Source organism: Gelidibacter sp., assembly GCF_053579655.1.
On the sequence record NZ_JBMDWE010000005.1, the window covers coordinates 52,624 to 74,515 of the forward strand.

A 21,892-nucleotide genomic window follows, 5' to 3' on the forward strand; every position below is an offset into this window, starting at 1 on the left:
ATTTTAAGCTCATATAACCTCCCTATTTAGGCTGTTCATTTGGCTCAAAATTGTAATACAATTTTTTTAAACTTCGTTTTAATAAAGCAAATCGATAAATACCAATGACTAAGAAAACAGCACTGAAAACCAAGGATAGGATAGCTAAATATTTAAAATCCGGAAAGTTTTTGAGCTGAAAGAATGCAATCCCACCTAAAAGTAAATACAATGATGACCTAATATAAGAAAGTAAGGTGCGCTCGTTGGCCAATCGCGTGCGTTCGATGGCGAGATAATCTCTTAAAATGACTTCTTGATCTGGTTTGAAATCACGCCCAAACTTTAAAAGTTTCATATTTTTAAAGCGCAATGGAGCTGGAACGATTCTTTTCATAAGTCTTTTTTATAAAATTAAAATAATTTTTAGCGGATTCAAATTATCTCAGTGATTAGTTAGTGAGTAAGCCCTTTAAAATGTTAAAAAACAGCCAATATCATGTCGCAAAACCTACAAATTTTAACTGATTTAGTAATTTGCATGTTTAACTTTACCAAAAGTAACGATTATGCAACTATATCCCATTGAAACTGGAAATTTCAAACTTGATGGAGGGGCCATGTTTGGGGTCGTGCCGAAATCAATTTGGCAACGCACCAATCCCGCCGATGCCAATAATATGATCGATATTGCAGCGCGCTGTCTGTTAATGGAAATTGATAACCGACTCATTTTGATTGATACCGGAATGGGGAATAAGCAAAACGATAAATTTTTTGGTTATTACTATTTATATGGCAATGATTCGATAGATAGTTCCTTAAAAAAATATGGTTTTCATCGCGACGATATTACCGATGTGTTTATGACCCACTTACATTTTGACCATTGTGGTGGCAGCATCCAATGGAACAAAGATAGAACGGGTTATGAACCCGCTTTTAAAAACGCACATTTCTGGAGTAATGAAAAGCATTGGCAATGGGCAACCCAACCCAATAATCGCGAAAAAGCATCGTTTTTAAAGGAAAATATTCTGCCAATGGAAGAAAGTGGCCAACTCAAATTTACGTCGCTTCCTCAAGATCGATTGCTAAAAAATTCTGAACTCGGTTTTGATATCTTTTTTGCCGATGGCCATACTGAGAAGCAAATGATTCCGCTGATCAAATATCAAGATAAAACCATTGCCTTTGTGGCCGATTTACTGCCGACGGTTGGGCATTTACCTTTGCCTTTCATCATGGGTTATGATACTCGGCCTTTATTGACCTTGGATGAAAAGGAATCATTTCTGAATACCGCTGCCGATCAAAATTATTATTTGTTTTTGGAACATGATGCGCATAATCAGATTATCACAGTAAAACATACGGACAAAGGCGTCCGTTTAGATCAAACATTTACTTCACAAGAGATTTTTACACATTAATAAATTAATTATATGAAATTATTTAAATCATTTGCAATTGTTGCTTTTGCAGCAACGACTCTATTTAATTGCGGCTCTGCTTCCAGTGTGCTTTCAACACCAATGGAAAACATTGACACGATGCCATTAAAAACTTCTGAATTAACTGATGCCGAAAAGCAACATTGGGGACATTTGGATTTGAAAAATGACACCATTCCTGGGATGAGTGTTGACAAGGCCTACAACGAAATCATCAAAAACAAAAAAGGAGCCAAAGTAATCGTTGCTGTTATTGATTCAGGAATTGATATTGACCATGAAGATTTGCAAGGAGCTATTTGGACCAATCCCAAAGAAATTCCAGGGAACGGCATCGATGATGACAACAATGGTTATGTGGACGATATCCACGGATGGAATTTTCTTGGCGATGGCTATGATGAGCAGTTGGAATATGTGCGTTTATTGGCAAGCGGCGACACTTCAAACCCACGATATGCGGAAGCAAAAGCCGAAAGACAGGCCGACTATGACAAATACGCAGGTATCAAAACCAATTATGAGCAGTTTTTACAACAAATTAAAAATGCTGATGATGCCTTGACCAAAGAAACCAAAAAAGAAAATTACACAGAAGAAGATGTCAATGCTATCAGCACAAGCAATGAAATTTTAAAACAATACGTGGCCATTGCAAAATATGTGTACAGTATGGATTTTAAAACCTTAAAAGCGGCCATAGCAGATATTAGTGAAGGACTTGTAGATATTAATGACCGCCTGAACTATAACCTCAACGTCGATTTCAGAGGGCGTAAAACAGGAGATAATCCGGATGATATGGTCAAAAAATATTACGGAAACAACAACGTTAAACCTGTAAAACCATCAGAAAGCCACGGTACACACGTTGCTGGTATTATTGCTGCCGTAAGAAACAACGGTAAAGGTGGAAATGGGGTTGCCAACAATGTGAAAATTATGAGCCTAAGAGCAGTTCCAAATGGTGACGAATATGATAAAGATATCGCCTTGGCCATCCGATATGCTGCTGATAATGGTGCGAAAGTGATGAACTTCAGTTTTGGAAAACACTATTCTCCACATAGTGATTGGGTAAGAGATGCTATTGTATATGCGGCTTCTAAAGATATTTTGATTGTGAATGCTGCCGGAAACGAAGCCCTTGATTTGGATACCAAAAACGTTTATCCTAATGACGCTGTTGATAATGGCCCTGAGGTTGCAGATAACTTTATCACTGTTGGATCATTGGACTCAACTTACGGCTCAGGAATGGTCTCTGGATTTTCAAATTATGGTAAAATAAACGTTGATATTTTCGCTCCAGGAGGAGAAATCTATTCAACAATTCCAGGTAATGAATATAAAAGTCTTGGTGGGACGTCAATGGCCGCTCCAGGAGTTGCTGGTATCGCAGCATTAATTCGTTCCTACTATCCAAATTTGACCGCACCGCAAGTTAAGAAAGTCATTTTGGATTCTGGATTGCCACTTACCACCAAAGTAATTGTTGGAGGCGATCCAACCAACATAAAACCATTCGGTGAACTTTCAAAATCACAAAAAATTGCCAACGCCTATAACGCTTTAATTTTAGCGGATCAAATGTCAAAAAACTCTAAATAAACTTTTAAAATGAAATTTACTTATGCTTTAAGTCTTAGTTTTCTTTTGTTGATGCCTGCAATTAAAGGGCATTCACAAAATGAAACACGGCCATCTTCCAATCCACATTATTGGCAGCAACATGTCGATTACACGATGGCTATTGATATGGACGTCAAAACTTACCGATATACCGGAACTCAAAAGTTGGTTTATACCAACAATTCTCCAGATGTATTGAACCGCGTTTACTATCATTTATATCCCAACGCCTTTCAGCCGGATAGTGAAATGGATGCCCGCTTAAAAAGCATTCCAGATCCTGACGGTCGAATGGTCAATAATTTAGGTACGAAAGCAGATCCAATTTATGAAAGTCGCATCAGCAAATTAAGTCCTTATGAAATTGGATATATCAATGTTACTTCCTTGCTTCAAGATGGCAAAAAAGTCAACCATGAAACCCAAGGCACCATTTTGATTGTCACCTTGGATCAACCCATTCAACCGGGACAAAAGACGACTTTTGATATGGTTTTTGACGCTCAAGTGCCGGTTCAAATCCGTCGTTCTGGCAGAAATAACAGTGAAGGTGTCGCTTTATCCATGTCACAATGGTATCCAAAACTGGCCGAATATGATGATGAAGGCTGGCATGCCGATCCTTATATCGCCAGAGAATTTTATGGGGTATGGGGCGATTTTGATGTCAAAATTACCATTGATAAAAATTATACGATTGGAGGTACAGGATATCTTCAAAACCCGAACGAAATCGGTCACGGTTACGAAACACAACCGGTTAAAAAACAAAAAGGCAAAACCTTAACCTGGCATTTTAAAGCGCCTAATGTTCATGATTTTACTTGGGCCGCCGATCCCAATTATATCCACGATAAACATCAAGTTGAAAATGGACCGATGCTCCATTTTTTATATAAAAATTCCATGCCTGCAGATAAATTGGAAAATTGGAAAAAACTCCAGCCAATTACAGAGGAATTAATGCAGTATTTCAGTACGCATGTTGGTAAGTACCCTTATGACCAATATTCGGTCATTCAAGGTGGCGATGGCGGTATGGAATACGGGATGTGTACATTGATTGTTGGTGAAGGAACGATTAGTGGATTAATAAGCGTTACCGCGCACGAATTAGCACATAGTTGGTTCCAATTTGTATTGGCAAGCAATGAGAACAAACATTCTTGGATGGATGAAGGTTTTACAACTTATATTCAGGATCGTGCCTTAGATGCCATAACCGGAACAAACAGTGATAATCCATTTGCCGGATCCTATCGTTCGTATATTTCCTTGGCAAATTCCGACAGAGAGCAGCCACAAAGCACGCACTCTGATCGTTATGCCTATAACCGTGCGTTTTCAATTGCTTCTTATAGCAAAGGCTCCTTATTTTTAACGCAATTAGGCTATATTATGGGTGAAGACAATCTGGATAAAACCATCAAGCAGTATTTTAAAGAATGGGCTTTCAAACACCCAAAACCGATGGATTTTATCAGAATTGCTGAAAAAGTTTCCGGAATGGAGCTCGATTGGTATTTGACGGATTGGACACAAACCACAAATAAGATTGATTATGCCATTAAAGATGTCAATGCAGAAGGTAACAAAACATCAGTGACCTTAGAGCGGATTGGTTTAATGCCAATGCCTATCGATCTTGAAATAACCTATGCCGACGGTACCAAATCCGCCTATTATATTCCATTACGAATGATGCGCGGTGCAAAACCAACACCTCCAACCACAACGGTTATAAAAAATTGGGCTTGGGCTCATCCAACTTATACCTTTGAAGTTGAAAAACCAAAAAGTGCTATCAAGACCATCACTATTGATCCTAGAGGTTATATGGCGGATGTTAACAGAGAAAACAACGTCGTAAATTTTAATTAGAAAAATGATTATCCGAAAAAACACATTCGGGTTAAAATCGACTTAGGACGAAAAGACATCAAACATCTTTTTTATAAAATTGCCTGTCAAAATAAAAAGCAATTAGTCCTATGTCTTAAAACGGATAAGCTTAATTAACAAAAGAATTTACTTTCTAAAAACCGCTTTTATCAAGCGGTTTTTTTATTTGCTAAAGTAGTACCTTTGCTGCCCTATGGATCAATCATTTAAAAAAATAGAAAAACTCAAAAGCCAGAAGCTTATTGAAAAGCTCTTTTCTGAAGGCAAATCTGTCGCCGTATATCCTTTGAGATTGGTCTATTTAAAAACCAGTTTTGACGATCCTATCCAGATAAAAACGGGCGTTTCAGTAAGCAAACGAAATTTCAAAACGGCAGTCGCTCGAAACCGAATAAAACGCTTGATGCGAGAAGCTTATCGGCTTAACAAATCCAAGTATTTTAACAACATTCCAGACCAATATGCGTTTATGATTTTGTACATTGGTAAGACCGGAACAGATTTTCAAACCATATCGAAAAAAATGAATACCTTGATGGATGTTTTTCTGAAACATCAATCCCTTCCCAAACCCTAAATTTTTGAGACTACGATTATGAAAAAGCTTTTGACCAAAAAAATAATACTCCCTGTTTTTATAGGTGTTTTGTTTATTACCGGATCGGCGTTTAAAAGTGATTTCTTCGAAATAGCCAAACAAATAGAAATTTTTACCACACTTTTTAAAGAGGTCAACATGAATTATGTGGACGAAACCAATCCAGCGGAATTGATGGATACGGCCATAAAAAGTATGTTGCAAAATTTAGATCCTTATACCAATTATTATAATGAACAGGATGTAGAAGCGTCACGAATTAACAATACGGGCGATTATACGGGCATAGGAGCGAATGTGCTGACCTTAAAGGATAAGTTGGTGATCATTGAACCTTATAAAGGTTTTCCGGCGGAAAAAGCAGGCTTGAAGGCCGGTGATGAAATCATAAAAGTGGACAATACCGTTGTCGCCGATTTTAAGGACGATGCCGGTAATTTATTACAAGGTACCGCAGGTACTTCAGTAACCGTGACCTACATACGTCAAGGCAAGACTGAAACCGTAGCCATTCAACGTGAAGCCGTAGAAATTCATGCTGTGCCTCATTATTCCATGATTGATGATAAAACAGGGTATGTGGTATTACGTAAATTCAATGAAAAAGCATCTACTGAAACGATAAATGCCGTTCGTGCTTTAAAAAGCCAAGGGGCTAAGCAACTCATATTAGATCTTAGAGGAAATTTAGGCGGATTGCTCAATGAAGCGGTTAACGTGACCAATATTTTTATACCTCAAAATCAATTGGTGGTGACCACCAAATCGAAGGTCGATAAATACAACAAAACTTATTATACCCAAAAGGCGCCTATTGATACTGAGATCCCGCTCGTAGTTCTCATTGACGGTCAAAGTGCTTCGGCGAGTGAAATCGTTGCTGGCGCATTACAGGATTTAGATAGGGCCGTCATCGTTGGCGCACGAAGTTTTGGGAAAGGCTTGGTACAACGCCCAAAAGCATTGGTGTATGGCACGCAAATTAAAATTACCATCTCACGTTATTACACGCCTTCAGGACGTTGTATTCAGGCACTGGATTACTGGAATAGAGATGAAGCTGGCAAGGCAACCCGTGTGGAAAAAGAAAATTATAATGCCTTTAAAACCAAACGCGGCAGAACGGTTTTTGATGGCGGCGGTGTTCAACCGGATCTTGAAGTTGGCATCACAAAACTAAGCCCCATTACCAGGGCTATTGTCAACGAAAATCTAATTTTTGATTATGCTACAAAGTATTATTATTCCCATAAAGTCACGGATTTAAATACGTTTGAGTTGAAAGATTCGGATTTTAATGCCTTCAAAACCTTCTTGAAATCCAACAATTTCACTTTTGAAACCGAAACTGAAAAAGCTTTTGATGAGGCCCTTAAAGTAGCGAAAGAAGAAGCTTTAAATGGAGTTATTGATAAGGAATTTACCACCTTGATAAAAACATTGGATACCTATAAAACAGATGCCATTGACGCCAATAAAGCTCAACTGATGAACTTATTGTCGGAGGAGATCGTCAAGCGCTATTTCTATCGGGAAGGAATGTACGCGTATTTCGTAATTCATAACACAGAAATTAAAAAAGGGTCAGAAATACTTAAAAATCCTTCTACTTATTTAAATTATCTACAATAAAGTGCTTACGTCGATAAGAATACTGCAGTTTTAAAATTTTAGGTATATTTAGTTTCCCAACTGAATATAATATGCAAAAATGGCTTCTCCTTGGCTTGCTTTTTTCCCAAATAATTTTGGCACAAGAAGAATTAAAGCACGAGGTTTTTTTTAAAACGGATGCTTTTGACGTATCTGAAATTGAACATGGCAGACTCTTGTTTTTTTTGACTGAAATTGAAACTCTAGATATTGAAAAAATATCGATATACGGGTTTACGGATGATAGAGGCAGTGCATTGTACAATTTGGCACTCTCGCAAAATAGAGCCAACAGTATCAAAACCATTTTTTCAAATAACGAGTTTGACGAATCCGTTATTACCAATGTGGATGGCATGGGTAAAATTTTGATAAAACTCATAAAAGAAGAAGATATCAGTAAAATAAGGAGTTTAAATAGAAAAGTGGAAATTATAGTCACGCCCGTTTTTCCTCCAAAACCTGAAGTTATTATCAAACCAAAAACCGCTAGCGAAACCTTAGCGGGCGATATAAAGATTGGTGATTATATTCTATTAGACAATATTCTGTTTAAAACTGGCTATAGTTATCTCCTTCCAGAATCGGTAAAGACGTTGGAAGAAATATCAAAAGTACTGATCAAAAGAAAAGACATTTATTTTACCATTCAAGGTCATGTCTGCTGCACACAAAATAGCAGGGATGCCAACGACAGAAAGACCAAAAAGCGTAATTTATCGGTAGCGAGAGCTGAATACATCTATAATTATTTAGCTAAAAAAGGAGTGGATAAAAAGCGCATGAAATATGTGGGGATGCGACGTAAATTTCCGCTTGGCGGTGATGCAAAATATGACCGACGTGTGGAAATTTTGGTCACTTATGTCAATGAAAGTAATTAAATTTGACATCATAAAAGGACTTATGTTATGGATACAAAAACTAAAAAATTAGATTTAATAGATTGGATGATTCATCTAAAGGATGAATCCGTATTAAATAAGCTCTATAGCATAAAAGAAATTTTCGAAAACCAAACTACCGAATTATCTCCTGCTCAGAAAAAGGCAATAGATGAAGCCTTAAATGAGGTTCTAAATGGCGATATTATTACACATGATCAGGTCATGGAGGAAACCATAAAACGGTATCCTTATTTGAAACGGACTACTTAAATATGAAAATTGTTTGGTCTAAAACTGCAAAATTCGATTATTGGAAAAATATTGAATTTTTAGAAGAAAATTGGACTGAAAAAGAAGTCATCTATTTTGTTGAACAAGTCGAATTTGTACTTAATCAACTGAAATCAAACAAGGTTATTTTCAAATCATCAGATTACAAAAAAACATTTCAAGTACCCATACTAAAACAAGTGACTTTGTTTTATATGAAAAAGGCAGAACAATCACTTTGTTACGATTTTGGAATAACTACCAGGACATTGACAGTTTCACTTTGAAGTAATTAATCCTTTAGCATTCCAATATGAGGAATACCATCTTCCAAATAATCCTCGCCCACTTGTGTAAAGCCTAAATTGTTATAGAAATTCTTTAAATAGGTCTGTGCGGAAATTTGAATTTTGGTTTCATTGAATTGCTTGTCAATAGTATTTATGGAAGCGTCCATAATAGCATAACCATACTTTAAATGCCGTTCTCCCGCCTTTACAAGAACTCTTCCAATACTTGCGTAGTCGAAATAGTCTCCAGGTTTAAATAGGCGCGTGTAAGCCACCAGTACATCCTGTTTATAACCCATGACATGAAGTGCTTTCTGGTCTTTATAGTCTATATCCTGATAAACGCAGTTTTGCTCCACAACAAATATCTCACTTCGCAATTGCAAAATGGCATAGAGTTCATCAACTCTGAGCTCTTTAAAAGTTTTGGTTATGATCTTTAGCATTTTTTACATGTATTAAATGGCCATCAATTGACACTAATTCCATTCCTAAAAGATAAAGGCATAGTCCTTCTTTTAAGAATGAAAAATGATTTCCTTTGGCTCTTTCTAATTGAATTCCGACTTGATATTAACATGGTTAAATATAAATTAATCATATAAAAATCTACCAAGAGAATGATCGAAATCCATGGATTACTGTGACACAGGAATCTTATTAATGCGGTTTTCATGACGTCCACCTTCAAAAGATGTATTTAAAAAGGTATCCACCATTTCAATAGCTTGTGGTAATGCTATAAATCGAGAAGGAAGACTTAAAATATTGGCATTATTATGTTGTCTTGCTAAAGCAACGATCTCTTTACTCCAGCATAAAGCCGAACGCACACCTTGATGCTTATTAGCCGTCATGTTGGCACCATTCCCGCTTCCGCAGATAATAATTCCGTAATCCACAGCTTTCGATTCCACATCATGGGCTACAGGATGCACAAAATCTGGGTAGTCCACACTATCGTCTGTATTGGTTCCATAGTTATTAACAGAATAGCCTTTTTCTTCTAAATGCTTTACGATAGCCTTTTTATACTCAGTTCCTGCGTGATCGTTACCTATTGAAATCGTCATCATATGTTGTTATTTTATCAAATTTTTAAGAGCATAAAGTTACATAATAATATAGTGAGTCTGTTTGAAATTTAACACCGAATATGAGTGTTACCAACAGGTTATCATATTGTATTTTTATAACCTGTTAATAATCAATTAGTGCTTTAACTATGCATTAAAAAACAGAAGCCGAACTTTACAAAAAAGTTACAGCAAAAGGCCTAAATACGGTCCATAGTCAAAATTATCATCAATCTATTATATGATATCATTAAACAAGTAACAATCGTTCATTGACATCTGCTCATTACTTGTTCATAACTTGTAGTTAACATTTAAAAGATAAATTTTATAAATCCAATAATTTTTCTCAGCCAAATCTTAAATGAGACTACCAAAAAAGTTAGCCATTTTGTTTGGATAGGTTATCATCATCCAAAAGTGACTCTATGAACATGAAAATGCAAAAATGTTATCAGGAAATAGATGTTCAATCACGTTATCAACAGTTGTTAACAACCCTATCGATAGGATTCAAAATCAAACAGTTCGAAAATTATAACTTGTTAATAGCATCTTAAGTAAGTGTCATAACTCACTATTCAAAGTAAAAGTCAAAAAAGTTATCACGGCTATTAACATCCCATCATAAGCATCATTATTTTTTTTAAATTTAAATAAAAGCTTATTATAATATATATAAATGTGGATAACTGTTTTTTGGATTCAATTTTATTTTCTGGCATTGAGAATAGAAGGAGTTTTCCTAAATTTGATATAAAGGAAACATTCATTTAATATTAAAAACGTAGTTTTGTACAAACTTAATTACCAATCTTCTCCTTTAGTTAAGTTAGAATAACTGAATTTCGCTAACTTTAGAAGTTCAATAAGATCACATTATATAATACATGACAAAGAAAAGAAGAAAGGGATCATCAAATAAGATCTCTAACCTAACAAATACAATTCTAAGTATTTTAAAAAAAGATAGAAATCAATCCTACAATTACAAACAAATAGCTGCTAAACTTGAGGTAGATGATGCCTCTAGCAGAAATCAGATTATAAAAAAACTTCAAGAATTACTTGCTAAAAAGGAAATTGAAGAAACTGAACGTGGCAAGTTCAAAGCCATTGTTAATACCGAATATCATACAGGAATCCTTGATATGGCGTCGAAAGGTTCGGGCTATATCATTTGTGCTGATTTTGAGGAAGATGTCTATATCGCTTCAAACAACATCAACAAAGCCTTAAATGGTGATGAAGTTGAATTTTATACCTACAAACGTCGTAAACAAGGAAAGTATGAAGGTGAGATAACAAACATCATTAAACGGGCTAAAAGTGAGTATGTGGGTGTTATACAAATCCATCCAAACTATGCTTTTGTTGTGGTGAACGGCAATAAAATGTACAAAGACATTTTTGTACCCATTAATAAAATCAATAACGCTGAAAATGGTGATGTCGTTCTTGTTTCTCTTGAAAGTTGGGAAAAGAATGAAGATTCTCCTAAAGGTGCGGTCTTAAAAGTTTTAGGTAAACCTGGGGAACACAATACGGAAATTCACGCAATTTTAGCCGAATATGGCTTGCCTTATGAGTTTCCTGCTGAAGTAGAAGAGTATGCGAATACTTTGGATACATCAATTAGCCAAGAAGAAATTGACAAACGTCGTGACATGCGTAAAGCGTTGACGTTTACGATTGATCCAAAAGATGCTAAAGATTTTGATGATGCGATCTCTTTTGAAATCTTGGAAAACGGCATGTATGAAGTCGGGATTCATATTGCTGATGTGTCGCATTATGTGCGAGAAGGCACCATCTTGGATGATGAAGCCTATGAGCGTGCCACTTCTGTTTATTTAGTAGATAGAGTAGTGCCAATGCTTCCTGAAGTGTTATCAAATAACGCTTGTTCTTTAAGACCTAACGAAGAGAAATATACGTTTTCTGCCGTGTTTCATATGAATGACCAAGCAGAGATTAAAGACCAATGGTTTGGAAGAACGGTGACGTATAGTGATGCGCGTTTTTCTTATGAAGAAGCACAAACGATCATTGAAAACAATACCCAAATTCCTGCACAGTCAGATATCTCATCTATAAATACTTTAATTCCAGAAGATATTTCCATCGAAGGCAATGCATATAACGCGGATCCTAAAATTGCCTATGCCATTTTAAAAATGGATGAAATGGCAAAAACGATGCGTAGTAAACGTATGAAGGATGGCGCAATTTCATTTGATAAAGTAGAGGTAAAGTTTGATTTGGATGCCCAAGCCAATCCGATTGGTGTATTTTTTAAGACCAGTAAAGATGCCAATAAGCTGATTGAAGAATTTATGTTGTTGGCCAATAAAAAAGTGGCCGAATTTATAGGGAAACAATCGCCTAAAAAGACTTTTGTGTATCGTGTGCATGATGAGCCAGATGCTAGTAAATTGAATGCCTTACAAGGCGTGGTTTCTAAGTTTGGCTACAAACTGAATTTCAAGGATCGCAATAGTATTGCAAATTCCTTAAACGGATTGTTGCGCGATGTTCAAGGTAAAAAAGAACAAAATTTGGTCGATACGCTCACGATTAGAAGTATGAGTAAAGCCGAATATACCACGCATAATATTGGACATTACGGTTTGGCTTTTGATTATTACACTCATTTTACCTCGCCAATTCGTCGTTATCCTGACGTGATGGTGCATCGTTTATTGCAATATTACTTGGACGGTGGAAAATCGGCCAGTGAAGCCATCTACGAAGAGAAATGTAACCATTCCAGTAACATGGAAAATCTGTCCACAAAAGCCGAGCGCGATTCCATTAAATACATGCAAATCAAATATATGGAAGACCATAGAAATGAAGAATTTGTGGGTGTTATTTCTGGAGTAACCGATTGGGGAATTTATGTAGAAATCATCAGCAATAAATGTGAAGGCATGGTTTCGGTAAGAGATATGAATGATGATCATTATGAATTTGATGAAACGGAATATGCTTTGATCGGTAGAAAAACAGGAATCAGTTATCAACTTGGTGAGGAAGTCGTGGTTAAAGTTAAAAACACGGATTTAGCTAAAAAACACCTCGATTTTACGCTGATTGGAAAACCAGAAATTATACAATTATAAAACTCTTACGTTAGTTAATACTTATTTGAACTTATGATTCTTACCACCACCAACTCCATTGAAGGGTTTAAAATTCTGGAATATAAAGGCATTGTCTCTGGAATTTCAGTGAATGTTCAAGCCATGAAAGTGACTTTTAATATGGAAAAATACTATCAAGCTATTGCTGAAAGTATGGCTGTTGTTAAAGAACAGGCTTTTCAACAATTACAGGATCACGCCAGAAAATTAAATGCCAATGCCATCGTGGGCATCAAGGTTGACATTGAATTGACATCGAGTAATTATGTGGCAGTATCCGTCACTGGAACAGCAGTAACAGTGGCTTAAAATTTAAAGTTTATTTATCATTTGTGTTTTTAATAGGCGATTTTAAATAATTGAACTGAAAAAGCGTTTGATAGAAATAAAACAGCCTATAAAATAAAAATTATGAAGGGATTATTGATGATCATGACACTTTTTTTAAGTGTTAATGCTATAGCTCAAGGAGATATTGAAAAGAATCTTGGCGACTTTGATGAAATTAAAGTGTATGATTTAATAAATGTAGAATTAGTCAAATCCAATGAAAATAGAGCCATTATTTCTGGAGACAATAAAAGCGATGTTGAATTAATCAACAAAAACGGTTCCCTGAGAATTAAAATGCGTCTTGGACAAAACTTTGTAGGTAATAAAACGGTGGTCACTTTGTATTATAAAAATATTGATGTTATTGATGCCAATGAAGGGTCTTATGTGTCTTCTGAAGATATATTCAAACAATACAATATTGAATTGAGAGTTCAGGAAGGAGCTATTATTAAAGTTTCGTTGGATGTTACCGATTCTAAAATTAAAGCCGTTACAGGTGGCGAAATTGAAGTTGTTGGTAAAGCGGTAAGACAAGATATTTCCATGAATACGGGTGGTATTTTTCAAGGTAAAAATTTAGAATCTGAATCTACATACATATCCATTAGCGCTGCTGGTGAAGGGCATATTAATGCGTCACGATTAGCAGATGTCAAAATTAGAGCGGGAGGCGACGTTTATATTTATGGACATCCACAAAAGGTCAATGAGAATAAGATGTTAGGAGGTCGTGTTAAGCTGATGGACTAAATTTCCAAAAGTATCTGCTGAACTCATGGTCTTTAATAATAATAGAAGCACAAGCCGTTGATGCAGTTTTGAAGTCGCTAAAGCCTTAAAAAAGATAAAAATTTATGTAGCTTTGTTGAAACACTAATTTTATGTTTGACGAGGTTTTATCGGCTATTCCTTTTGGAATCATATTGGCATTTACCATTGGTCCGGTGTTTTTTGTACTCCTGGAAACCAGTGCTACCAAAGGATTTAAAAGTGCCCTTATTTTTAATTTGGGCGTGATGTTGGCTGATGTTTTGTTTATTGCCATTGCATTTTTTAGTACCAATAAACTGCTTGATAAAATTAAGGATGATCCTAATTTTCTGGTGTTTGGAGGCGTACTTTTGGTCGTTTATGGCATCATTACCTTCACAAAAACTTCTAAATCATTTCGTTCCATTGTCCGTGAATACCATCGTGTTGAAATCCAAAAAAATTATGGGAAGCTTTTTCTCAAAGGTTTCTTGCTGAATTTTATCAATGTTGGTGTGTTAGTAGGTTGGGTAGCGTTTATAATTATTGCTAATTCTTTTACTGATACTAATAGCGGCGTGGTTGTTTTTCTTGCGACGATCCTCATCACTTATTTTATAATTGATATCTTTAAAATATTGATTGCTAAAAGATTAAAGAATAAACTGACCCCAAGACGCATCTTTAAAACCAAGAAAATCATTGCTTTAGTGATTTTAGCTTTTGGAATTTTATTATTGTCCCAGGCCTTTTTCCCAAAAGAAAAGGAATTACTCAAGGATCGGTTAGAGAAGATTAATCCGTTGAATTAAATCTGGTTTCCATTTTTCTTTATTTAAAATTTAATGGAACACAGATAACGCTGATTTCTTATGATTACCACAGATTTTTATGTCACTCAAACCTCACAAGTTTCCAAAACCTGTGAGGTTTTTCAATTGTAGAATTTCTTCATCTATCAAAACAAGATCAGCGAATATCTGCTCAATCAGCGTCATCTACGTTCCATTCCAGCGTCATCCGCGTTCTATTCCATCATCTCCCACATTCCATTCTCAAAAATTAGAATAAAAAAAACCTCCAACGTATGTTGAAGGTTTCTTGAGGCATCAATCTCCCGATAGGTATCGGGAGAACCGCTGTAGCAGCTTTGTGGTCTTTAATTAATTTTTTATAAAAATTTAGCATAAAAAAACCTCCAACTTACGTTGAAGGTTTCTTGAGGCATCAAGCGGATTCGAACCGCTGTAGCAGCTTTTGCAGAGCTGAGCCTAGCCACTCGGCCATGATGCCCTAATTTTGAATGTGCAAAGGTAAAAAAAATAAAACTTGTAAGCTAAATACTTCTAACTTTTTCGTGTTTCGCTCATTTTAATCGTCACTTTGTCCACATCGCCGCCAATAGGAGGATTGATTTTACTAACCCAAACCGTTGCTTTCTTAACTAAATGATCTTCTGAGAAAATTCGATTTAAGATACGTTTGGCGACTGTTTCAAGTAAATACGAAGGGATTTGCATTTCTTCCTTAATAATTCGATTCAGTAATACGTAATCGACCGTATCGCTTAATTTATCTGAGCTTGCCGAAGGTTGCAAGTCTGCGGTTACTTTTAAATCTACCAGATATTCACTTCCAATTTTAGTTTCTTCCTGCAAACAACCGTGATGTGCATACACCCGGATATTTTCAACTTTTATAATGCCCATAATTCCTTTTATAAGCACAAAAATAAGGCATTTATAGAACTAAAAAAATCGCTAATTTTGCAAAAGAATTCTTATTGCGTATTTGATCTCAATAAATAATAAGAACTAATGAACCGTATTATGTCAGAAGAAACAAAACCGCTCAACTTCATTGAGCACATTATAGAGGAGGATTTAGCCCAAGGCATGTCAAGGAATGACCTTAGATTCAGGTTTCCACCGGAGCCTAATGGCTATTTGCATATTGGCCATACAAAAGCTATTGGTATTAGTTTTGGTTTGGGAGAGAAGTACAATGCGCCCGTAAATCTTCGTTTTGATGATACCAATCCAACTAAGGAAGAACAGGAATATGTGGATGCCATTAAGGAAGATGTGGCTTGGTTGGGGTATACTTGGGCAAATGAATTGTATTCTTCTGATTATTTTCAGCAGTTATATGATTGGGCTGTGCAATTAATCAAAGAAAATAAGGCTTATGTAGATTCTCAATCTTCAGAAGCTATGGCGGAACAAAAAGGAACACCGACCCAACCAGGTGTTCATGGTCCTTATCGCAATAGAACTGTGGAAGAAAACTTGGATCTTTTTGAGCGCATGAAAAACGGCGAATTTGATGAAGGTACGCATGTATTGCGCGCTAAAATTGATATGCAGCACACCAATATGCTCATGCGTGATCCGTTGATGTATCGGATTTTAAAGAAACACCATCACCGTACAGGAAATGATTGGTGCATTTATCCAATGTACGACTGGACGCATGGCGAAAGTGATTATATTGAAAGTATTTCGCACAGTTTATGCTCGCTAGAATTTAAGCCTCATAGAGAGCTGTACGATTGGTTTCTGGACCAAGTGGTCGAACCCAATAGAATCCGTCCAAAACAACGTGAATTTGCCCGTTTAAACCTTAGTTATACCATTATGAGTAAACGAAAGTTGCTCAGGTTGGTAGAAGACCATATTGTTTCGGGGTGGGATGATCCGCGCATGCCTACTATTTCGGGTTTGCGTCGTCGTGGTTATACGCCAAACGCCATTAAGAAATTTATTGAAACCGTTGGTGTTGCCAAACGTGATAATATTATTGATGTTGCCCTTTTAGAGTTTTGCATCCGTGAAGATTTGAACAAGGTTGCGCCGCGTATTATGGCGGTTTTGGATCCTGTCAAAGTCGTTATTACCAATTATCCTGAAGGAAAAGAGGAGTGGTTAGAGGCTGAAAACAACCAGGAAGATGACAACGCTGGCTTCAGAAAAGTGCCGTTTTCAAGAGAAATATACATTGAGAGAGACGATTTTAAAGAACAAGCCGGCAGCAATTATTTCCGATTAACTTTAGGTCAGGAAGTGCGTTTAAAGAATGCGTATATCATAAAAGCGGAAAGTGTTGTTAAAGATGCTGACGGTAATATCACTGAAATTCACTGTACGTATTCGGATGATGCGACCAAAAAAGTAAAAAGTACGATACATTGGGTATCGATTGAACATGCTATAAAAGCAGAGGTTCGAGAATATGATCGCTTGTTTATGGATGAATCGCCAGATACGCATCCAGAAAAAGACTTTATGGAATTATTGAATCCGGAGTCTTTGAAAATCATTACCGCTTATGTGGAGCCAAGTTTAAAAGAGGCTCAAATTGGCGAACGCTTTCAATTTCAACGTCTTGGTTATTTCAATGTTGATAAGGATACCACAGCTGAAAAATTAATTTTTAATAAAACTGTGGGTTTGCGGGATTCGTGGGCGAAGGCAAAGCCAAGCGAAAAGAAAAACGACAATCAACCGAAACCACAAAATAATCAGCCTCAACGCAAAGCCATCGATGTCATTCAGCAATTAGGTAAAAAATATACCAATCTTCCTGAAGAAAAGCAGTTGAAAGCCAAAGCAGAAATTCAAGAACTGGCCAAAAATGTGAGTTATGATGATTTGCAACCTTGGTTTAATACCGCAGCCAAAAAAGTGGGCACGCGCATTGCAACCATGATTACACTTGGTATTTTATTGAAACAAGGTTTGGAACGGAATGAGGATATCAATGCCTTTATAACTTCAGGATTGGAAGATAACAATGAGTTTTTAGTTGCTGAAGCACGAGCCATCTAAGCTTTTTATACTGAAAAGTTATTTATTATTAAGGGTTTGTTGTGATCGGTACGTTCACAACAAACCCTTTTTTTAAATAGTGGTTTTTATTGACTTTAATACAGCGTATTCATTATTATAAAAACAAAATAACCACTTACATTTACAAGAACTGAAAACTACAATTCAGTGCTTTTCTTAATTTGTTACAGTCTAAAATTTACACTTCGACCACCCAAATTCCACCCGAATGGAATACGTTGGCAACTCATGATTTATTCCTGCAAACAGCTTATTTAACGGCTTTAGAAGGTGCTGCTCCGAGATCAATTTCGCTGTATTATATAGGAATTTTTAATGAAGATAGGTTAGTGGGAATTGCCCTGATTCAACGTGTGAAACTCTATGCTAAAGATATGTTTAGAGCTTCGGCCGGGTCGCAATGGAAAGCTATTTTAAAAGATGGTATCTCACGGATATTAAAAGGAAATATTCTTGTCGTTGGAAATTTAACGCATACAGGGCAACATGGAATGTATTTCAAAAATGAAAACTTTTCACAAGATGGCTTTTTGGAAACCTTGTTTAAAGCGATTGATGATCTTAAAATTTTGATTAAGAAAAATGAGCATAAATCCATCAGGGCGATTTTGTTCAAGGATTTTTTCAAAGCCGATAGAATCCATGAATCATCTAAAATTTTTGATCAACATGGATTTTCCGAATTTAAGGTGCAGCCAAATATGATTTTGGATATTTCTCCGAATTGGAAGAACATGGAAGATTATCTAAATGATCTGAACACAAAATATAAGACCAGATACAAGCGCGCGAAAAAAAAATTGGGCGAAATTCGGCTTTCAGAGATGACTCAGGATGAAGTTTTAGAAAATTCCGAACACTTATATCATCTTTATAAAAATGTGTCCACTAAGGCTGCTTTTAACACGTTTTTACTTCCAGGAAATCATTTTTTCAATTTCAAACTTGAGCTGCAAGAAAAATTTAGAGTTTTTACTTTTAATCTGAATAATGAGATCATAGGTTTTTATACGCTCCTCTTAAATGGCGAAACTTTGGAAACTTATTTTTTGGGTTATGATGACGCCCATCAATATAAGAATCAACTTTATTTAAACATGCTTTATGAAATGTTGGCGTTTGGGATTGAACATAATTTTAAAACAATTGTTTATGCAAGAACGGCGATGGAAATTAAAAGTTCGGTAGGAGCGAAGCCAAAATCGATGTCCATGTATATCAAACACACCAATCCATTTATCAATGCGATCTTAAAATCAATTTTTAAGTTGATGAATCCTGAGCAGCAATGGGAGGAACGCAACCCTTTTAAAAATCCACGGTACTTTTAATTTTGAATGGTTTGTCTTTGTTCTAAAAGCGGAGCCATCTTAATTCTTTTCTGGACAGAACTGATACTAAATAGAAAACCCTTCAAATTTGAAGGGTTTTTCTAGGCATGATTACTTTTTAAGATCGTCTTTTTTCTTTTTCTCTTTGGCTTCTTTCATCGCTTCACCAATTTGGTTACTGGCCGTAAAACTAGCGACCATATTGTTGAGCATGTCACTTCCTGCTTGAGGGGAATTCGGTAACAAGATCAAGTTACTGTTCACGTGTTCACCAATAGATTGTAAGGTATCATAATGTTGGGTTACCACAATCAACGCTGACGCTTCTTGTGAGTTAATTCCAACACGATTTAAGACATCAACAGACTCTTCCAATCCACGAGCAATTTCACGACGTTGATCGGCAATACCTTGTCCTTGTAAACGCTTGCTTTCAGCTTCAGCTTTAGCACGCTCCACAATTAAAATACGCGCTGCATCTCCTTCAAATTGAGCGGCTATTTTTTCACGTTCAGAAGCATTGATTCGGTTCATCGCTGCTTTTACTTGGGCATCAGGATCAATATCAGTGACTAAAGTTTTGATGATGTCATAACCATAATCAGACATGGCATCGTTCAATTCTGTTTTTACAGCGATAGCAATGTCATCTTTTTTAACAAACACATCATCCAATTTCATTTTTGGAACTTCCGCACGAACCACATCAAATACATAACTTGTGATTTGATCGTGTGCATAATCGAGCTTATAAAAGGCATCATAAACCTTTTGGGAAATCACCATAAACTGAACAGAGATTTTTAATCTGACAAATACATCATCTAAGGTTTTGGTTTCAACAATCACATCCAACTGCTGGATTTTAAGACTCATTCTACCAGCAATGCGATCAACAATTGGAATTTTCATTTGTAAACCAGAATGACGGATGCTATGGAATTTTCCAAAGCGTTCAATAATAACGGCGGTTTGTTGTTTTACAGTAAAAAAAGAAGAAAACAAGATAAGTAATCCAAAAACAATAAAGGGAATAGCAATAGGAATCATAAGGCGGTTGGTTTAAATGTTAAAAATGTAAAACACTAATTTAAGTTATATTTGCTAGGAATCATCTGTTTTTAGCTAAAAGCCACATCCCAATTTATAAAGCTTGTGATAAATTTCCAATACGTTGCACAGTTTCGGCTTTTCCAATCATATAAATAATTTCAAACACATCAGGGCCCTGCATGGCGCCAACCAATGCTAATCGTAAGGGCTGCATCACTTTTCCGAAGCCTACTTCTTTTTTTGCAATCCAAGCTTTGACATCAGTCTGCACGTTTTCTACAGTAAAATCATCCGTATGATTAATAACCTGTGCTAGCTCGCTCATTAATTCGCGAGCTTCATTCGTCACAATTTTAGTAAATGATTTCTCATCATAGGTTTTAGGAGCTTCAAAAAAGAAGGATGATAAGGCCCAGAAATCAGAAATAAAAGTGGCGCGTTCTTTAATCATTCCAACGGCCATAGCCACGTAATTGACATCGATATCAGCTAATTCTGGTTGCGCGTCTTTAAAAGCTTCAGCCAGATCATCGTCATATTGCATTTGCATGTATTGATGATTGAACCATTTTATTTTATCAGGATCAAAACGAGCGCCAGATTTATGAACACGTTCCAAGTCAAAAGCTTCAACTAATTCCTCTAAAGTAAAGAGTTCTTGTTCAGTACCTGGATTCCATCCTAAAAACGCCAAAAAGTTGACCAGCGCATCTGGGAAATAGCCAGCTTCTCTGTAACCGCTGGAAATGTCATTCGTTTCAGGATCTTGCCATTCTAAAGGAAATACTGGAAAGCCTAATTTATCGCCATCACGCTTGCTCAGTTTACCTTTTCCTGTTGGTTTAAGAAGTAAGGGTAAATGCGCAAATTGAGGTTTATCCCAACCAAAAGCATCATATAACTGATAATGCAGGGCTAGGGAAGGTAACCATTCTTCACCACGAATCACGTGGGTAATTTCCATTAAATGGTCATCTACAATGTTTGCCAAATGATAGGTGGGCATGCCATCACTTTTAAACAAAACTTTATCGTCTAAAATATTCGTGTCGATTGTAATATTACCTCTAACAATATCTGTCAGATTTAAAGTTTGGTTTTCCGGCGATTTAAATCGGATGACATATTCATCGCCGGCATCTAATTTGGCTTGCGTTTCTTCTTTTGAAAGCGACAATGAATTGAGCAACAACTGTCGGTTATGCCAATTGTAAATAAAGGTTTTTCCTTCGGCTTCAAGCTCTTTTCGTTGATGATCCAAACTATCTGCAGTGTCAAATGCATAATAGGCATTACCAGAAGCAATCAATTGATCGGCATAGTCTTGATACAAATGTTTGCGTTCACTTTGTCTATAAGGTCCAAATTTTTCGTTGTGATTTGGGCCTTCATCATAAGGAATATTGCACCAGTTTAACGCGTCAATAATGTACTTCTCAGCACCTTCCACATAACGATTTTGGTCGGTATCTTCAATGCGCAGAATAAACGTTCCATTATGTTTTTTGGCAAATAAGTAGTTGAAAAGTGCGGTGCGCAGACCGCCAATATGTAAAGGTCCTGTCGGACTTGGTGCAAAACGCACACGAACGTTATCAGTCATTTTTTATGATTTAAGATTACAAAGATAGAACAGATGCTACAACATTGAAAAAAGAACGCGGAAAAAGACCTAAATAACTTTACT

At 36.2% G+C, this 21,892-nt stretch carries 20 protein-coding genes and 1 tRNA gene; 14 read left to right on the top strand and 7 right to left on the bottom strand.

Annotation, left to right across the window (positions count from 1 at the left end; all coding sequences use genetic code 11):
- Positions 1–22: 22 nt before the first annotated feature.
- Positions 23–337 carry a DUF202 domain-containing protein gene (locus ACOH2D_RS04165; RefSeq protein ID WP_449534512.1) on the bottom strand — a complete coding sequence of 105 codons (315 nt, stop codon included), beginning with the start codon at positions 335–337 and terminating at the stop codon, positions 23–25.
- A 211-nt stretch (positions 338–548) separates the two neighbouring features.
- Between ACOH2D_RS04165 and ACOH2D_RS04170 the strand changes: the two genes are divergently transcribed.
- From ACOH2D_RS04170 to ACOH2D_RS04205, 8 genes are all read left to right on the top strand, one after another.
- Positions 549–1,412, top strand: a complete 864-nt coding sequence (locus tag ACOH2D_RS04170) for an MBL fold metallo-hydrolase (RefSeq protein ID WP_348035556.1) — start codon at positions 549–551, stop codon at positions 1,410–1,412.
- A gap of 12 nt (positions 1,413–1,424) precedes the next feature.
- Positions 1,425–3,044: a S8 family peptidase gene (locus ACOH2D_RS04175; protein WP_348035555.1), complete on the top strand. Its 1,620-nt coding sequence runs from the start codon at positions 1,425–1,427 to the stop codon at positions 3,042–3,044.
- A gap of 51 nt (positions 3,045–3,095) precedes the next feature.
- Positions 3,096–4,946 (top strand): M1 family metallopeptidase, encoded by a 1,851-nt coding sequence (locus ACOH2D_RS04180; protein ID WP_449534513.1) that lies wholly within the window; start codon positions 3,096–3,098, stop codon positions 4,944–4,946.
- A 214-nt stretch (positions 4,947–5,160) separates the two neighbouring features.
- Positions 5,161–5,544, top strand: coding sequence for a ribonuclease P protein component (rnpA, locus tag ACOH2D_RS04185; RefSeq protein WP_348035553.1), 384 nt, complete (start codon positions 5,161–5,163; stop codon positions 5,542–5,544).
- A gap of 18 nt (positions 5,545–5,562) precedes the next feature.
- Positions 5,563–7,197: a S41 family peptidase gene (locus ACOH2D_RS04190; RefSeq protein ID WP_449534450.1), complete on the top strand. Its 1,635-nt coding sequence runs from the start codon at positions 5,563–5,565 to the stop codon at positions 7,195–7,197.
- A 71-nt stretch (positions 7,198–7,268) separates the two neighbouring features.
- Positions 7,269–8,102 (top strand): OmpA family protein, encoded by an 834-nt coding sequence (locus ACOH2D_RS04195; RefSeq protein ID WP_348035549.1) that lies wholly within the window; start codon positions 7,269–7,271, stop codon positions 8,100–8,102.
- A 27-nt stretch (positions 8,103–8,129) separates the two neighbouring features.
- Positions 8,130–8,375, top strand: coding sequence for a hypothetical protein (locus ACOH2D_RS04200; RefSeq protein WP_348035547.1), 246 nt, complete (start codon positions 8,130–8,132; stop codon positions 8,373–8,375).
- Positions 8,376–8,377: 2 nt separating this feature from the next.
- Positions 8,378–8,662 (top strand): type II toxin-antitoxin system RelE/ParE family toxin, encoded by a 285-nt coding sequence (locus ACOH2D_RS04205; protein WP_348035545.1) that lies wholly within the window; start codon positions 8,378–8,380, stop codon positions 8,660–8,662.
- Between the two features lie 5 nt (positions 8,663–8,667).
- Here ACOH2D_RS04205 and ACOH2D_RS04210 read toward each other — a convergent pair whose 3' ends face one another.
- Both ACOH2D_RS04210 and rpiB read right to left on the bottom strand, forming a co-directional pair.
- Positions 8,668–9,111, bottom strand: a complete 444-nt coding sequence (locus ACOH2D_RS04210) for a GNAT family N-acetyltransferase (protein ID WP_348035543.1) — start codon at positions 9,109–9,111, stop codon at positions 8,668–8,670.
- Positions 9,112–9,303: 192 nt separating this feature from the next.
- Positions 9,304–9,738 (bottom strand): ribose 5-phosphate isomerase B, encoded by a 435-nt coding sequence (gene rpiB / locus ACOH2D_RS04215; protein WP_348035577.1) that lies wholly within the window; start codon positions 9,736–9,738, stop codon positions 9,304–9,306.
- A gap of 893 nt (positions 9,739–10,631) precedes the next feature.
- Here rpiB and ACOH2D_RS04220 point away from each other — a divergent pair.
- The 4 genes from ACOH2D_RS04220 (at position 10,632) to ACOH2D_RS04235 (ending at position 14,785) form a co-directional block, all read left to right on the top strand.
- Entirely contained in the window at positions 10,632–12,866 is a 2,235-nt protein-coding gene (locus tag ACOH2D_RS04220) for a ribonuclease R family protein (RefSeq protein ID WP_348035541.1), read from the top strand.
- Positions 12,867–12,899: 33 nt separating this feature from the next.
- Positions 12,900–13,196 carry a YbjQ family protein gene (locus ACOH2D_RS04225; protein WP_449534451.1) on the top strand — a complete coding sequence of 99 codons (297 nt, stop codon included), beginning with the start codon at positions 12,900–12,902 and terminating at the stop codon, positions 13,194–13,196.
- Between the two features lie 102 nt (positions 13,197–13,298).
- Positions 13,299–13,973: a head GIN domain-containing protein gene (locus ACOH2D_RS04230; protein ID WP_449534452.1), complete on the top strand. Its 675-nt coding sequence runs from the start codon at positions 13,299–13,301 to the stop codon at positions 13,971–13,973.
- Positions 13,974–14,104: 131 nt separating this feature from the next.
- Entirely contained in the window at positions 14,105–14,785 is a 681-nt protein-coding gene (locus ACOH2D_RS04235; RefSeq protein ID WP_449534453.1) for a LysE family translocator, read from the top strand.
- A 410-nt stretch (positions 14,786–15,195) separates the two neighbouring features.
- Here the strand turns inward: ACOH2D_RS04235 and ACOH2D_RS04240 are convergent.
- A tRNA-Cys gene (locus ACOH2D_RS04240) sits at positions 15,196–15,266 on the bottom strand.
- Positions 15,267–15,319: 53 nt separating this feature from the next.
- Positions 15,320–15,682, bottom strand: a complete 363-nt coding sequence (gene folB, locus ACOH2D_RS04245; protein ID WP_348038332.1) for a dihydroneopterin aldolase — start codon at positions 15,680–15,682, stop codon at positions 15,320–15,322.
- 120 nt (positions 15,683–15,802) lie between these two features.
- On the opposite strand from folB, the gene ACOH2D_RS04250 reads away from it, so the two are divergent.
- Together ACOH2D_RS04250 and ACOH2D_RS04255 are read left to right on the top strand one after the other, a co-directional pair.
- Complete coding sequence (locus ACOH2D_RS04250; RefSeq protein WP_449534454.1) at positions 15,803–17,800, top strand: glutamine--tRNA ligase/YqeY domain fusion protein; 1,998 nt, start codon at positions 15,803–15,805, stop codon at positions 17,798–17,800.
- Between the two features lie 182 nt (positions 17,801–17,982).
- Positions 17,983–19,152 carry a GNAT family N-acetyltransferase gene (locus tag ACOH2D_RS04255; RefSeq protein WP_449534455.1) on the top strand — a complete coding sequence of 390 codons (1,170 nt, stop codon included), beginning with the start codon at positions 17,983–17,985 and terminating at the stop codon, positions 19,150–19,152.
- A gap of 111 nt (positions 19,153–19,263) precedes the next feature.
- Here the strand turns inward: ACOH2D_RS04255 and ACOH2D_RS04260 are convergent, their stop codons facing one another.
- Together ACOH2D_RS04260 and gltX are read right to left on the bottom strand one after the other, a co-directional pair.
- Positions 19,264–20,202 (bottom strand): SPFH domain-containing protein, encoded by a 939-nt coding sequence (locus tag ACOH2D_RS04260; RefSeq protein WP_348038121.1) that lies wholly within the window; start codon positions 20,200–20,202, stop codon positions 19,264–19,266.
- Between the two features lie 94 nt (positions 20,203–20,296).
- Complete coding sequence (gene gltX / locus ACOH2D_RS04265) at positions 20,297–21,808, bottom strand: glutamate--tRNA ligase (protein ID WP_449534456.1); 1,512 nt, start codon at positions 21,806–21,808, stop codon at positions 20,297–20,299.
- Positions 21,809–21,892: the final 84 nt, after the last annotated feature.